The sequence below is a fragment of the Kribbella sp. NPDC048837 genome, from assembly GCF_055586945.1.
Genome location: NZ_JBVJHF010000010.1, coordinates 1 through 13,804, shown reverse-complemented (window position 1 = coordinate 13,804; position 13,804 = coordinate 1). Strand labels below are relative to the sequence as shown.

The following is a 13,804-nucleotide window of genomic DNA, read 5'->3' as shown; positions in this document are numbered from 1 at the left end:
GGAACACCAGAAATGCGCTCATCCGTGAGCAAGGTCGTCGCGCTGGTCGCGGCCGGTGCGCTCGCCCTGGCGGCGTGCAGCTCCGACAAGTCGGCGAAGGGGGCGGCGAACGAGACGACAGCGGACGGCAAGGTCGTCATCGACACGTTCACCCCGGCCGACCAGAACACCAACATGGACACCAACGCGGTGACCAAGATCATCAGCGACAAGTTCAAGATCCAGTTCCGCTGGCAGACCACGACGCTCGACGCCGGGCCGGCCAAGGAGAAGCGGCAGATCTCGCTGGCCAGTGGCGACTACCCGGATCTGTTCTTCCTGATCCCGTGGGTCGACGCGTTCACCCAGGCCGAGGTGCTGAAGCTCGGCCAGCAGGGCGTCGCGGTCCCGCTGGAGGACCTGATCAAGGAGAACGCGCCGAACATCCAGAAGGTGCTGGACTCCAACAAGGAGTACAAGGAGATGTCGACCGCTCCCGACGGTCACATCTACGCGCTGCCGCAGTGGGCGGACTGCTTCCACTGCACCTACCCGGACAAGCTGTGGATCAACAGCACCTGGCTGAAGAAGCTCGGCCTGCAGGTGCCGAAGACCACCGAGGACCTGCGCAAGGTGCTCGAGGCCTTCAAGACCAAGGACCCGAACGGCAACGGCAAGGCCGACGAGATCCCGATGACCACCGACGTCCAGGACAGCAGCCTGATCGCGTACCTGATGAACGCGTTCGCCTACGACCCGGTCGGCGCGAACAACGGCCAGCGTTCGCTGCTCACGCTGAACGGCGACAAGGTCGTGACGCCCGTGACGTCGCCGGAGTGGAAGGAAGGCCTCAAGTACATCGCCTCGCTGTACAAGGAAGGCCTGATCGACCAGGCCGCGTTCACCCAGAACGCGCAGGCGCTGCAGGCCCAGGGCAACAACCCGAAGGCCGTCGTCCTCGGCTCGGTGCCGGTGCTGTGGCCGGGCATCTTCGTCCAGCTCGACTCCAAGGACGGCCGGGACAAGCAGTACGACGCGGTGCCGCCGCTGACCGGCCCGGAGGGCAAGAGCTACACCGGCTACAACCACCCGACCTCCACCGGCTACACCTTCATGCTGACCAACAAGGCCAGCAAGGAGGCCCAGGTCGCGGCGATCAAGATGCTGGACTGGATCTACAGCGACGAGGGCCAGATGATCACCAACATGGGCCCGGAGAACGTCGGCTGGACCAAGCCCGGTCCCGGTGACATCGCGCTCGACGACAGCGTCAAGCCGATGTACAAGCCGAAGCAGGACGCGCCGAAGAACATCAACTGGGGCGCCCTCGGTCAGTACAACAACACGCTCGCGTACCGCAACGCGCAGGTCGTCCCGAAGGACATCTACACCGGCGCCGGCCTCGAGCGGCGGCTGTTCCAGGCCACCAAGCTGTACGAAGGCCACGAGGACAAGTCGCAGTGGTTCCCGCAGACCTCGGTCTGGCCGGACCCCAGCCTGAGCGGTGAGACCGCGACGCTGCAGACCAACCTCAGCAACTACGTGAACCAGAACCAGCTGGCGTTCATCACCGGGTCGAAGAACATCGACACCGACTGGGACGCGTACGTGAAGGGTCTGGACAGCACCGGCATGCCGCGGTACCTCGAGATCCAGCAGCAGGCCTACGACAAGTACAAGTCCGGGAGCAAGTAACCCTCATGTCCCACGAACTGTGGTTCCGCACCCCCGCGCCGGACTGGTTCGAGGCGTTGCCGCTGGGCAACGGTCACCTCGGAGCCAAGGTGTTCGGCCGGGTCGCCGACGAACGGATCGCCCTCAACCTGGACGACGTCTGGTCCGGGGACGGTCCGCGCGAGCTGACCGTGACGGACGGTCCGTCGGTGCTGGCCGACGTACGGCGGTTGTTGCTCGAGGACGGTGATCAGCTGGCGGCGACCGAGCGGACCCGGGCTCTACAGGGTCCGTTGGTGGAGTCGTTCCAGCCGCTCGCCGATCTCCTGATCACCGCGGCCGGGGAACCACAGGAGTACCGCAGGAGTCTGGATCTCCGCACCGGGACCGTCGCCGTCGAGTACTCGATCGACGGCGTACGGTTCCGGCGCGAGACCTACGTGTCCACACCGGACCAGGTGATGGTGTGGACGATCACGGCCGACCGGCCGGGGGCGATCGATCTCGGCCTCGCGCTGGACAGTCAGCACGCGGTCCGTACGGACGTTGCCGACGGCACCTATGGCGTCGTCGGCCACGCCCCGTCGGACCTCACCATCGAGTACCGGCAGAGCCCGGACCCGATCCGCTACGAGGAGGGGCGCGGCATCGGCTTCGGTGTCGCGCTCCGCACGGTGACCGACGGTGCCGTCACGGTCTCCGAGGAGGGTGTCTCGGTCCGTGGCGCCGGCAGCGTGACCGTTCTGGTCGCCGCGGCAAGCACTTTCGAGGGCTGGTCGGTCCCGCCCGGCCGCGATCCGCTGGTGGCGTTGCGCAAGGCAATCAGCCTGCTGGATGCGGTTGCCGTGGACAAGCTTCGCGAGCGCCACGTGGAGGATCATGCGGCGCTCTACGACCGCGCCGAGCTGGCGCTCGGCGAGTCGATCGACCTGCCGACCGACGAGCGGATCAAGGCGGTCGCTGCCGGCGGCAACGATCCGGACCTGGTCGCGCTGATGGTCAACTTCGGCCGCTACCTGCTGATCGCCTCGTCACGGCCGGGGACGCAGGCGGCCAACCTGCAAGGTATCTGGAACCAGGACCGCCGGCCGATGTGGGCGAGCGACTGGACCAACAACATCAACACCCAGATGAACTACTGGCCCGCCGACCTGACCGGTCTGGGGGAGTGCTTCGACCCGCTCACCGATCTGCTCGAAGGCTTGGCGGAGTCGGGCGCGCGGACCGCGCGGATCCTGTACGACGCTCCCGGGTGGGTGTCGCATCACAACGCGGACATCTGGCGCGCGACCTGGCCGGTGGGTGACGGTGGCGACGACCCGGTCTGGTCGATGTGTGCCACCTGCGGAGTCTGGCTGACCGCGCATCTGATGGAGCACTACCGCTTCCAGCAGGACGTGGACTTCTTGCGCGACCGTGCGTACCCGGTGATCGCGGGTGCGGCGGAGTTCGTGCTGTCGATGCTGGTCGAGGATGGTGACGGGACGCTGCAGTTCATCCCGTCGACGGCTCCCGAGCATCACTTCGTTCTGCCGACCGGTGAGAAGGCGTCGGTCGACCTGACGTCGACGTACGACATCTGGCTGATCCGCGAGCTGTTCGCCAACCTGGCCGAAGCGGAAGGCGTTCTGGGGTTGGCCTCCGACCTCGCCGCTCGTGCGACGGCCGCTCGTCTTCGCCTGCCGAAGATCGGTACGACGCCTGACGGCCGGCTGCTCGAATGGCCGACCGACTGGCAGCCGTCCGAGCCTCAGCACCGGCATCAGTCGCACCTCTACGGTCTCTACCCTGGCGCCGAGATCGATCCGACGCGTACGCCGGAATGGGCCGCGGCTGCTCGTGCTTCGCTGGAGCTGAGGACTGATGGAGCGACCAACGGTGGCTGGACGGCCGCATGGCTGGTTGCGCTGTGGGCACGGTTGTTCGAGCCGGAGAAGGCGTCGGCGGCGATCCGCGACTACCTGAGCCGGCTGGTGTCGGACAACCTGCTGCACCGCGACGGCGACATCTTCCAGATCGACGCGAACTTCGGCATGACCGGATGCGTTCCGGAGCTGCTGATCCAGAGTCACACCGACACGATTCGGTTGCTCCCGGCACTACCGGCCGACTGGCCCGACGGCTGGTTCCGCGGGCTGCGGGCACGGGGTGGTCTGAGCTTCGACGTGAGCTGGCGTGGCGGCGTACCGACGGCTGTGACGGTGGTGGCGACGCAGTCCGGTACGTACCGGATCGCGCTGCCGGACCGTGAGCTGGAGGTGGAGCTCGAGGCGGGCCGGAAGGTGGACCTGGTTAGGTCTGCCTAACCAAAGTTGTTGTATCCTCACGTCCGTGAAGATGCGCATCGTCATAGCCGTTACGGCCTCGCTGCTGGTGCTGGCCGGGTGTGGTGGCAAGGACGCCGGGAGCGCCGACACCGGCGTCGGAGACACGGACGTGGCGACCGGTGGGCGGTTGTTCAAGACCGCCGACGAGGACACCGCCAAGCTCGGGTCCGACGCGCAGCCGGGGGCGTTCCCGCGGACGGTGAAGCACGCGCTCGGGGAGACCACGATCGAGAAGAAGCCTTCCCGGGTGGTTGTCCTGGACAGCGGTGAGCTGGATGACGTGCTGGCGCTCGGGATCACGCCCGTCGGGATGGCGACGACCGCGGGACAGGCCGGCGTACCGTCGTACCTGGCGGACAAGGCGCAGGGGATCAAGACCGTCGGCGGGATCAGCGAACTGAACCTCGAGGCGATCGCGGCGCTCAAGCCCGACCTGATCCTGGGCAGCAAGCTGCGCGCCAACGACCTGTACGACAAGCTCAGCGCGATCGCGCCGACCGTGTTCAGCATCCGGCCCGGGTTCCCGTGGAAGGAGAACTTCCTGCTCGTCGCGGACGCCGTCGGCGAGGAGGACAAGGCCACCGGGATCCTCAACGACTACCAGAAGCGTGCCGACGAGGTGAAGTCGAAGGTGCAGGGGACGCCGACGATCTCGCTGGTCCGGTTCCGGCCGGGGGAGATCCGGCTCTACGGGAACCTGTCGTTCATCGGCGTGATCCTGAAGGACATCGGGCTGCCGCGGCCCAAGATCCAGGACGTGCAGGACCTCGCGGTCGAGGTGTCGCAGGAGAACATCGGCAAGGCCGACGGCGACTGGATCTTCTACTCCAGCTACGGCAAGCCGGACACCACCGCCGAGAACACCGTTGTCAACGGCAACCTCTGGAAGGCGCTCCCGGCGGTGAAGAAGGGCCAGGTGGCGCGCGTCGACGACGAGGTCTGGTTCCTGGGCCTCGGCCCGCTCGGAGCCATGGACGTGCTGTCGGATTTGGAGAAGCTGCTGGGTCCGAAGGGCTAGTTTCCTTCCCACGCGTGCTACGCAGGCACTCCTACGTCGCACCTGCTACGCGCGCTCCCACCCACCCGAAGTTTCCCTGCGGGCTATCGCCCGGCCGTTTGCGGGCTGCCGCCCGCGTGTTGCTCTCCTGCGTCGCGCGGTCGGTTGCCGGGTTGGTGCCAGTTCGCAGGTGAGGCTGATGACACCGGCCTGGTGGATCACCCCTGCGCGTTGTTCACCTGGTAGTGGAGGTGGACGACGCCGCTCTCGAAGCGGTGTTCGTCGAGGAACTCCAGCTTGGTGCGGAGTTGGTCGGGTAACGCTCGCTTGCCGCCTCCGACGATGATGGGGGTGAGTAAGAGGTGGAGCTCGTCGACCAGGCCGGTGTTGAGGGCTTGGCTGCCCAGGTTGGCGCCGCCGATGCTCAGGTCGGCTGCTGAGGACTCCTTCAGTTGCTGGACGGCGTCGGGTTCGAAGGTTCGCCAGATGCGGGTCCGGGCGCTGGTGACCGCTTGCAGGGTTCGGGAGTAGACGACCTTCTCGGCGGATCGCCAGATGCCGGCGTAGTCGCGGGTCACCGGGGAGTCGTCGCCGGCGGTCTCCCAGTAGGACATCGTTTCGTACATCCGGCGGCCGTAGAGGTAGGTGCCGATCGGGCGCTCCAACTCGTTGACGAAGGCGTGCACCTCCTCGTCGGGGGCAGCCCACTCGAAGGTTCCGTCGGCGTCCTCGACGTACCCGTCGAGCGACATGATCGCTGAGTAGATCAGCTTGGCCATCTCAAGCTCCGTTCACCGGGAGGAGGCCGCGTTCCGCGAAGCTCGTACCGGGCCATGGACCGACGCTAACCGGGGGAGGGGGCTCAATCGGGGACGCGGCCGCGGTCGGTGACCTCGATGGCCGGGGCGCACCGCCGGACGGCCGCGCACAGGTCGTCGAACGGAAGCGGCCGCCCGAGGATCTCGAACGTACCGGGCCAGGGGCGTGACGGGCCCCAGGCTTTCGAGCTGCGGGGCAACGCGTCGTCGTCGTACCGCAGGACGATCAGGTACGGATGCCAGGATTCGCTCTCGCCGTTGTCGTCGTGGCGCTCGACCCGGCACAGGCCGTGCACCTCGGACCACGGGATCGTCTGCGGCTGCTCGCCACCCAGGTAGATCCCGGCGTCGTCGACCGTCAGCAGGACGTCGTCCGTGTCCGCCTCGCGGCGCTCCTCGTAGGCGGTGACCGCGCCGACCAGGAGCAGGATCGGCAGCCCGACCGCGAAGATCAGCGGCATGCCGCCCCAGGCCAGCCAGACCGCCTCGAGCGGCTCCCGGATCGGGCCGCCCCGGATCGACTGGACCACGATCAGCAGCACCGTGAGCAGGACCATCAATCCGAACAGCAGCGTGCCGAGGTAGAGCGCGGTCTTCGTCGTTCCCAGCCCGCGCCGCTTCACCACGAACGGCTCGGTGCTCTGCACAGACGGCATACCCGCATTGTCGGGTCTGTCCCCACAACGCACCAGATCTCTCACAGACTGCTAATCATTTCGGCCTGATCCGGTCGTCCGGAGGGATGAAATCGGCCTCCTTGACCGGGCACGGACTTTGGTACGGCCCGAGACTCCGCAACAATCGCTCCATGTCGGACCGCCAGACCGCAGTCGCCGCCGCCAAGCCGCCGCGTCCGCGCACCGCCTCACGGCGGCGCCGGAAGGGCAGCATGTGGCGTCGTGGCTGGTTCATCGCCGTCCTCGCGGTCCTGTCCGCGCTGCCGCTGCTGTTCCACCGCTGGGTCCCGAACTCGGTCGGCAATCTCGGCAGCCTGCTCGATACCTTCCTGCCCTGGGTCGGCCTGGCCATACCGGTCCTGGCCGTAGCAGCGCTGGTACGACGCTCCGCCACGGCCGGCGTCGCGCTCCTCGTGCCCCTGGTGGTGTGGGGCCTGATGTTCGGCGACCTGCTGATCCCCGGTAAGGGTGGCGGCGCCTACGACCTGCGTGTTCTGTCTCACAACGTCGACGCGGCCAACCCGGACCCGAAGCAGACCGCGCAGGACCTGCTCGCCGCCGACGCCGATGTGATGGCCCTGGAGGAGATCACCACGGCAGACATGAAGGTCTACAAGGCCGAGTTCGCCAAGACCTATCCCTACGAGGTCTCCCGGGACACGGTCGCTCTGTGGTCGAAGTACCCGGTCGCGCAGAGTGAGTCGGTCGACGTCGGCTTCAAGTGGACGCGTGCACTGCGGGCCGAGGTCAGTACACCCGAGGGAAAGGTCGCGGTGTACGTCGCTCACCTCGCGTCCGTGCGCGTCGGCACCAGTGGTTTCACATCGGACCAGCGCAACGACACCATCAAGGCACTGGGCCGGCAGATCGCCGACGAGAAGCTGGCCGGCGTGATCGTGATGGGCGACTTCAACGGTACGGCGAACGACCGCAGCCTGGCCCCACTGACCGCCGGGCTCCGCTCCGCCCAGGGCGCGGCGGGACAAGGCTTCGGCTTCACCTGGCCGGCCAAGTTCCCGATGGCCCGGATCGACCACATCATGGTGCGCGGGGTCACCCCGACCAAGGCGTGGGTGATGAAGCCCACCGGCAGCGACCACCGGCCGGTGATCGCCGAGTTACGGGTCTGACGCGATCCCCTTGCGGTAGGCGTAGCGGACCGCCTCCGCCCGATGGCGGGCGCCGATCTTGGCGAACGTGTTGTTGATATGCGTCTTCACGGTCGCCTCGCTGATGAACAGCTGCGCGGCGATCTCCTGGTTGCTGAGTCCGCGCGCGATCAAACGCAGTACCTCGGTCTCGCGCGCGGTCAGGCCGTCGTTGCCCGGCGGTTCGGGGGTGAGTCCGGCGATCAAACGCTTGGATACCTCGGGGTCGAACGTGGACTGCCCGGCCGCGGTCGACCGGAGTGCCGCGCCGATCTCGGCCCGGCCCGCGTCCTTGGTGAGGTACCCACGCGCGCCGGCGCGGAGCGCGGTCGCGATCGAGGCGTCATCGGCGTACGTCGTCAGCACGAGTACGGCGACCTCCGGGAAGTCGGCCGTGATCCGCGTGGTCGCCTGGACGCCGTCCAGGACCGGCATCTTCAGATCCATCAGCACGACGTCCACGTTGCCCTGAGCAACGAGCTCGATCGCGTCGGCGCCGTTCGCGGCCGCACCGACAACCTCGATCCCGTCCAGCAGTCCGAGCAGTGCGACCAGCCCTTCCCGGACCACCTGCTGGTCGTCGGCCACGACCACCCGGATGCTGTCATTCATCTGGCACCTCCGCGACCACCAGCCAGTCGTCCCCGTCCGGACCTGCCGTCAGCGTGCCACCGACCAGGGCCAGCCGCTCCCGCATCCCCGCCAGCCCAAACCCTGTTCCGCTCGTCGCTCCCTTGTTCCGCACGGAGACCCGTACGCCGCCGCCGAACCTCAGACCGACGTCGACGGACTGGCCTGCCGCGTGCTTGGCCGCGTTCGTCAGTGCTTCCCGGACGGTGCTGAGTAGCGCCACGGTGATACCGGACTCGGGCCGGCTCGGCGTCCCGCTGATCGTGACCCCGACGTGGGTCCCGTGGTCCTTCTCGTGCTGCTCCGCCAGTGCGGCGATCGCCTGCGGCAGCTCCGGCACCTCATCGGCGCGCAAGGCGGCCACGGCGTTCCGCGCTTCGATCAGCCCTTGGACAGCGAGGCGCCGCGACCGGCGGACGCGTTCGAGAGCGCCCGCGGTGTCACCACGTTCGTCCAGGAGCGCCTCGGCCACCTCGAGTTGGACGCTCAGCGCACCGAGCGAGTGCGCGAGGACGTCGTGCAGGTCGCGGGCGATCCGGCCGCGTTCCTCCAGCGCCGCGGCCCGGGCGTGCTCGCTCTGCGCCAGCCGGGTCTGTTCGAGCAGTTGCTCGGTCTGCCGCGCCTGGACCTCGTACTGCCGCCGGTTCAGCCCGAAGGCGATCAGAACGCCGGTCCACAGCAGCTGACTGAAGTACCAGCTGTCCGGGCGGTCGAACCACCAGGCCGAGACCGCGAACCCCGCCGCGATACCGATGCCGGCGGCAACGATCGGGCGGTTGCCGCGGCGGCCGAAGTCGATCACCGCGATATCGGTGGCCGCGACCAGCACCAGCACCAGCGAGTTCGAGTTCTCGTAGCCGCAGATGAGGGCGTTGCCCACCGCAACGGCCGAGAGCACCGCGAACGCGGCGTACGGGCGCTCGGCCATCAGGAACGAACCGATCAGGAACGCGACCAGGCCGGCGCCGAGCACGATCCTGATCCAGCCGTGGGCCGGATGGGCGGTCGCGAGGACGGCGATCGCGACGCCGCCCGTGAGCACGCGACCGACCCAGCCGCTCTCACCGTGCGGCCGGGTCGGCAGGTACGCCTTCACCTTCACCGGCTGGTGTACTCCTCCGCGTCGCGGTGTGCCTTGGACTGGATGACCAGCGACTGGGTCAGCAGGTTCGCGCCCAGGGAGACCAGCAGCGCACCGCCACCGGAGGCCGGCGCGCCGATCAGGTGCCCCAGTCCCGCCAGCCCGAGCCGGACGACCAGGTAGGCCACCATGATGCCCAGTCCCGGCAACCCGAGCCGGAAGTACACCTTCCCGGCGCGCCGCTCGACCTGGGCGACCCGGCCGGAGGCGACGCCGGCGACCAGCGCGAGGGCGGCTCCGATGACCAGCAGGCCGGTGTCCAGGACGCCGAGCTGCGCGTGCCGGTCGTACAGCTGGTAGACCCCGATCCCCATCATCACCAGCGGGCCGCGCCAGACGTCGGCGTCGGAGTTCTCCAGCTCGGACCAGGACAGCCGCCGGGCCAGTACGGCGACGACGACGGCGATCACGACGAGTGCGTTGGGCAGTGTTCCGAAGCTCATGGCAGCGACGGTAGGACGCGCGGTCCCTGGTCGCGGACCGTCCAGGGGTGGAGATCCGGGTGGAGGAAACACCTGGCGCGGGTCGCCGGGACTGTAGTTGAAAGCAGGAGTAACGTTCAGCAGCGGTATAACCACGAGGCGTCACAACGGCGAACCGGAGGGCCGATGCTTCCGCAAGAATCCATCCTCAGACTGGATGCCACGGCGATCGACTACATCATCATCGCGGTCTACTTCGTCTTCGTGCTCGGCATCGGGTACCTCGCCAAACGCGCGGTCTCGAACAGTCTCGACTTCTTCCTGTCCGGCCGGTCGCTGCCGGCCTGGGTGACCGGCCTGGCGTTCATCTCGGCGAACCTCGGCGCGATCGAGATCATGGGCATGTCCGCGAACGGCGCCCAGTACGGCATGCCGACCGTGCACTACTTCTGGATCGGCGCGATCCCGGCGATGCTGTTCCTCGGCGTCGTGATGATGCCGTTCTACTACGGCTCGAAGGTCCGCAGCGTGCCCGAGTTCATGCTGCGCCGGTTCGGCCGGCCCGCGCACCTGGTGAACGCGATCAGCTTCGCCCTCGCCCAGGTGCTGATCGCGGGCGTGAACCTGTTCCTGCTGGCGACCATCGTGAACGTGCTGCTCGGCTGGCCGATCTGGGTGTCGGTGCTCGCGGCCGCGGCGATCGTGCTCAGCTACATCACCCTGGGCGGCCTGTCCGCGGCGATCTACAACGAGGTACTGCAGTTCTTCGTGATCGTCGCCGCGCTGCTGCCGCTGACGCTGATCGGCCTGCACAAGGTCGGGGGCTGGCAGGGCCTGGTCGACAAGGTCAGCGCCGGGCCGGGTGGCGCGGAGCAAATGAGCGCCTGGCCGGGCAACAACCTGAGCGGGTTCACCTCGGACTTCCTCTCCGTCATCGGCCTGGTCTTCGGTCTCGGCTTCGTGCTGTCGTTCGGCTACTGGACGACCAACTTCGTCGAGGTGCAGCGGGCGATGGCGTCGAAGAACATGTCGGCGGCCCGGCGGACGCCGATCATCGGCTCGTTCCCGAAGATGTTCATCCCGTTCATCGTGATCATCCCGGGCATCATCGCCGCGGTGATCGTGCCCGAGCTGGCCCAGTTCAAGGCCACCGGCAGCGGCGAGGTGGACTACAACGACGCGCTGCTGCTGCTGATGCGCGACCTGCTGCCGAACGGCATGCTCGGCCTGGCCATCACCGGTCTGCTCGCCTCGTTCATGGCCGGGATGGCGGCCAACCTCAGCTCGTTCAACACCGTGATGTCCTACGACATCATCGAGCGGTACGTCATCAAGGACCGGCCGGACGGGTTCTATCTGCGAACCGGCCGCTGGATCACGGTGGGCGGCACCGTGATCGCGATCGGGACGGCGGCGATCGCGTCCGGCTACAGCAACCTGATGGACTACCTGCAGCAGCTGTTCTCGTTCTTCAACGCGCCGCTGTTCGCCACGTTCATCCTCGGTATGTTCTGGAAGCGGATGACCGCGACGGCCGGCTGGATCGGTCTGGTGAGCGGTACGGCGACGGCGGTCCTGGTGTTCATCCTGTCGGAGAACGGCGTGATCAACCTGCCGGGTCAGGGCGCGAGCTTCGTCGGCGCGGGCGCGGCCTTCGTGGTGGACATCCTGGTCAGCGTGCTCGTCAGCCTGGTGACGATACCCAAACGGGAGACCGAGCTGATCGGCCTCGTCTACTCGCTGACGCCCAAGCAACAGCGCACCGAGGTGCCGCAGGAGGGCGACCACGGCTGGTACCGCAAGCCGGTCCTGCTGGCCGGGATCTCGCTGGCCCTCACCGTCGTCCTGAACATCGTCTTCGGCTGACGAAAGAGAACTGATCATGGCTGAGCAGAAGAAGAAGGCCGGAGCGTTCGACATCCGCGTGGTGATCGCCGCGCTGGTCGCGCTGTACGGCGTGGTGCTGACGATCCTCGGGATCATCGCGGACCCCGCGGAGATCGACAAGGCGGACGGGATCAACATCAACCTCTGGGGTGGCCTGGCGATGCTCGTGTTCGCCGCCCTGTTCGTGCTCTGGGCCCGGCTCCGGCCGATCGCCGTACCGGTCGAGAAGCCGGCGGAGGAGTAACCCCTCGGGGACAGTGAGCATGTCCGTTTGACGAACATCGGCGTCCGGCGCGGTCCTGCCGTCCGGGCGCCGATCTTCCTAGGCTCGAAGTACCCGATCAGGAGGAACTTCGAGATGACGATCACCTCTGACAAGCCCGAGCTGTCGACGCTGGCGCGGCAGTATGCCGACGACGGCTTCGTGCTGGTGAAAGGCCTGCTCAGCAAGGAGGAAGCGGCGTACTACCGGCAGCGCAGCCACGACCTGCTGGCCCGGCTGAACCGCCACGACGACCCGACCTGGAAGTCCGCGATGGGGCTGTCCGACGGGGCGACCCGGCTGCAGCACCTGCACGACGCGCAGTTCTACGACGCCGAGTTCTCCAAGCTGCTGGTGGACCCGCGGTTCACCGACGTGGCCGCCGCGGTGATGGGTGTGGACAACGTCCAGCTGCACCACACCAAGCTGTTCGTGAAGCCGCCGGAGAACGGTTCGCCGTTCCCGCTGCACCAGGACTACCCGTTCTTCCCGCACACCTACCACCGGGTCGGTGCGGCGATCTTCCACTTCGACGACGCGCCGGAGGAGAAGGGGTGTGTCCGGGTCATTCCGGGCAGCCACAAGGACGGTCCGCGCGAGCACGACCCGGAGGGCTCGTACCACCTGCCCGACGTACCGTTCGAGTCGGCGACACCGCAGCCGGCCGAGGCGGGCGACGTACTGTTCTTCACCTACCTGACCGTGCACGGGTCCGGGGTGAACGTGAGCGACGAGGCCCGGACGACCTGGCTGATCCAGTACCGCGACCCGGCGGACCCGGTGACGGTGAAGACGCACGACCACTCGCTCGGACAGGGCATGATGCTGCGAGGAGTCGACCCGACCGGCAGGAGTGCTGTTTGAGCCTCGCGGACGTCGCTGCGGCGGACCGCTTCGTCGACCTCGCCGGACTGCTGGAGTCCTGCGAGGTCGACGGCTTCCGTGCGGACTTCCTCAGCTGGGGGCACTACCGCCCGGAGTACTGGCGCAACTACTGGCACAGCCACTCGTTCCACGAGGTCTGCCTCGCGTACGCCGGCGAGGGCCGCTTCAACTCAGGAGCCGTCGAGTACGACGTCCACCCGGGCTCGGTCTTCCTGGCCCGCCCCGGCGACGTGCACGAGATCGAGTCGAGCCGGACCGAGCCGCTGGGCATCGCGTTCTGGGGCTTCACCTTCCGCCCGGGAACGGACGAAGCAGGCTGGTGGTCCGGCCTGACCCGCGCCGACGGTCCCGTCCTGTCCGACCGGACCGGGTTGCTGCCGGCACTCATCGCAGCACTGGCCGCCGAGGCCGCGGCTCCGCTCTCCGGCTACACCACCGCACTGGCGGCTCTCGGCTCCACTCTGGTGCTCGAGACCGCACGAGCCTTCGCCCTCGACGATGACCTCGCCGTGGAACCCGTACGGCGTGACCGGGGTCCACTGGTGGTGGAGGCGATGCAACGGCACCTCCGCGACAACCTGTCCCGGCCGATCACCGTCCGGGACGTGGCAGCGGCTGCCCACCTCTCCGAGCGCCATGCCGAGCGGCTGTTCCAGCAGCAGACCGGTGCGTCGATCATGTCGACCCTGCGCCGGCTGCGGCTGGAACTCGCCGCACAGTTGCTCCTCGATTCCACGCTGACCGTGACCGACGTGGCCCGGTCCTGCGGGTACTCCGACGTACGCCCGTTCTCGACGGCGTTCCGGCGGCACTACGGGCGGACACCGGGGGAGCACCGTCGTACCGGCGGCACGGAGTTCGTCTAGATGTGATGTCCAGGGAGGTTGTCCCGGTCGGCATCGGTGAGCCTGTCTGACAGGTGAAGGCCTCCGGTTGTGAAGTGGAGCTGTCTAAGGA

Annotated in this window: 13 protein-coding genes; 8 read left to right on the top strand and 5 right to left on the bottom strand. The window is 67.7% G+C overall.

Features of this window, described 5'->3' with window-relative positions; translation table 11 throughout:
- Nucleotides 1-12: 12 nt before the first annotated feature.
- Genes ACZ6O0_RS37180 through ACZ6O0_RS37170 form a run of 3 tightly spaced genes read left to right on the top strand, consistent with a single transcriptional unit; the run spans nucleotide 13 to nucleotide 4,998 of the window.
- A complete protein-coding gene (locus ACZ6O0_RS37180) occupies nucleotides 13-1,674 on the top strand; it encodes a type 2 periplasmic-binding domain-containing protein (RefSeq protein ID WP_465769757.1) in 1,662 nt (553 codons plus the stop codon).
- 5 nt (nucleotides 1,675-1,679) lie between these two features.
- Nucleotides 1,680-3,959 (top strand): glycoside hydrolase family 95 protein, encoded by a 2,280-nt coding sequence (locus ACZ6O0_RS37175; protein ID WP_465769756.1) that lies wholly within the window; start codon nucleotides 1,680-1,682, stop codon nucleotides 3,957-3,959.
- Between the two features lie 31 nt (nucleotides 3,960-3,990).
- Nucleotides 3,991-4,998 carry an ABC transporter substrate-binding protein gene (locus tag ACZ6O0_RS37170; protein WP_465770095.1) on the top strand — a complete coding sequence of 336 codons (1,008 nt, stop codon included), beginning with the start codon at nucleotides 3,991-3,993 and terminating at the stop codon, nucleotides 4,996-4,998.
- Nucleotides 4,999-5,195: 197 nt separating this feature from the next.
- Here the strand turns inward: ACZ6O0_RS37170 and ACZ6O0_RS37165 are convergent, their stop codons facing one another.
- The gene (locus ACZ6O0_RS37165) at nucleotides 5,196-5,756 is read right to left on the bottom strand and encodes a dihydrofolate reductase family protein (RefSeq protein ID WP_465769755.1); all 561 of its coding nucleotides are present in this window, start codon (nucleotides 5,754-5,756) and stop codon (nucleotides 5,196-5,198) included.
- Between the two features lie 83 nt (nucleotides 5,757-5,839).
- Nucleotides 5,840-6,451 (bottom strand): hypothetical protein, encoded by a 612-nt coding sequence (locus ACZ6O0_RS37160; protein ID WP_465769754.1) that lies wholly within the window; start codon nucleotides 6,449-6,451, stop codon nucleotides 5,840-5,842.
- A gap of 152 nt (nucleotides 6,452-6,603) precedes the next feature.
- Here ACZ6O0_RS37160 and ACZ6O0_RS37155 point away from each other — a divergent pair, with 152 nt between their 5' ends.
- Nucleotides 6,604-7,602 carry an endonuclease/exonuclease/phosphatase family protein gene (locus ACZ6O0_RS37155; protein ID WP_465769753.1) on the top strand — a complete coding sequence of 333 codons (999 nt, stop codon included), beginning with the start codon at nucleotides 6,604-6,606 and terminating at the stop codon, nucleotides 7,600-7,602.
- Here the strand turns inward: ACZ6O0_RS37155 and ACZ6O0_RS37150 are convergent.
- The 3 genes from ACZ6O0_RS37150 to ACZ6O0_RS37140 are packed head-to-tail and all read right to left on the bottom strand — an operon-like array spanning nucleotide 7,591 to nucleotide 9,834.
- Entirely contained in the window at nucleotides 7,591-8,232 is a 642-nt protein-coding gene (locus tag ACZ6O0_RS37150; RefSeq protein ID WP_465769752.1) for a response regulator, read from the bottom strand. The two genes, ACZ6O0_RS37155 and ACZ6O0_RS37150, sit on opposite strands and share 12 nt — an antisense overlap.
- Complete coding sequence (locus tag ACZ6O0_RS37145; protein ID WP_465769751.1) at nucleotides 8,225-9,352, bottom strand: sensor histidine kinase; 1,128 nt, start codon at nucleotides 9,350-9,352, stop codon at nucleotides 8,225-8,227. Before ACZ6O0_RS37145 ends, ACZ6O0_RS37150 begins: the two co-directional genes overlap by 8 nt.
- Nucleotides 9,349-9,834, bottom strand: a complete 486-nt coding sequence (locus tag ACZ6O0_RS37140) for a hypothetical protein (RefSeq protein ID WP_465769750.1) — start codon at nucleotides 9,832-9,834, stop codon at nucleotides 9,349-9,351. The genes ACZ6O0_RS37145 and ACZ6O0_RS37140 overlap by 4 nt, the downstream gene beginning before the upstream one ends.
- Before the next feature lie 165 nt (nucleotides 9,835-9,999).
- On the opposite strand from ACZ6O0_RS37140, the gene ACZ6O0_RS37135 reads away from it, so the two are divergent.
- From ACZ6O0_RS37135 to ACZ6O0_RS37120, 4 genes are all read left to right on the top strand, one after another.
- The gene (locus tag ACZ6O0_RS37135; RefSeq protein ID WP_465769749.1) at nucleotides 10,000-11,679 is read left to right on the top strand and encodes a sodium:solute symporter family protein; all 1,680 of its coding nucleotides are present in this window, start codon (nucleotides 10,000-10,002) and stop codon (nucleotides 11,677-11,679) included.
- Between the two features lie 16 nt (nucleotides 11,680-11,695).
- Nucleotides 11,696-11,944 carry a hypothetical protein gene (locus ACZ6O0_RS37130; protein WP_465769748.1) on the top strand — a complete coding sequence of 83 codons (249 nt, stop codon included), beginning with the start codon at nucleotides 11,696-11,698 and terminating at the stop codon, nucleotides 11,942-11,944.
- Between the two features lie 114 nt (nucleotides 11,945-12,058).
- Nucleotides 12,059-12,826, top strand: a complete 768-nt coding sequence (locus ACZ6O0_RS37125) for a phytanoyl-CoA dioxygenase family protein (protein WP_465769747.1) — start codon at nucleotides 12,059-12,061, stop codon at nucleotides 12,824-12,826.
- The gene (locus ACZ6O0_RS37120) at nucleotides 12,823-13,713 is read left to right on the top strand and encodes a helix-turn-helix domain-containing protein (protein ID WP_465769746.1); all 891 of its coding nucleotides are present in this window, start codon (nucleotides 12,823-12,825) and stop codon (nucleotides 13,711-13,713) included. The genes ACZ6O0_RS37125 and ACZ6O0_RS37120 overlap by 4 nt, the downstream gene beginning before the upstream one ends.
- Nucleotides 13,714-13,804: the final 91 nt, after the last annotated feature.

Coding starts and splice junctions, on each gene's coding strand:
- ACZ6O0_RS37175 (WP_465769756.1), top strand. CDS start 1,680: ATGTCCCACGAACTGTGGTTCCGCACCCCCGCGCCGGACTGGTTCGAG.
- ACZ6O0_RS37170 (WP_465770095.1), top strand. CDS start 3,991: ATGCGCATCGTCATAGCCGTTACGGCCTCGCTGCTGGTGCTGGCCGGG.
- ACZ6O0_RS37180 (WP_465769757.1), top strand. CDS start 13: ATGCGCTCATCCGTGAGCAAGGTCGTCGCGCTGGTCGCGGCCGGTGCG.
- ACZ6O0_RS37155 (WP_465769753.1), top strand. CDS start 6,604: ATGTCGGACCGCCAGACCGCAGTCGCCGCCGCCAAGCCGCCGCGTCCG.
- ACZ6O0_RS37135 (WP_465769749.1), top strand. CDS start 10,000: ATGCTTCCGCAAGAATCCATCCTCAGACTGGATGCCACGGCGATCGAC.
- ACZ6O0_RS37165 (WP_465769755.1), bottom strand. CDS start 5,756: ATGGCCAAGCTGATCTACTCAGCGATCATGTCGCTCGACGGGTACGTC.
- ACZ6O0_RS37125 (WP_465769747.1), top strand. CDS start 12,059: ATGACGATCACCTCTGACAAGCCCGAGCTGTCGACGCTGGCGCGGCAG.
- ACZ6O0_RS37130 (WP_465769748.1), top strand. CDS start 11,696: ATGGCTGAGCAGAAGAAGAAGGCCGGAGCGTTCGACATCCGCGTGGTG.
- ACZ6O0_RS37150 (WP_465769752.1), bottom strand. CDS start 8,232: ATGAATGACAGCATCCGGGTGGTCGTGGCCGACGACCAGCAGGTGGTC.
- ACZ6O0_RS37160 (WP_465769754.1), bottom strand. CDS start 6,451: ATGCCGTCTGTGCAGAGCACCGAGCCGTTCGTGGTGAAGCGGCGCGGG.
- ACZ6O0_RS37140 (WP_465769750.1), bottom strand. CDS start 9,834: ATGAGCTTCGGAACACTGCCCAACGCACTCGTCGTGATCGCCGTCGTC.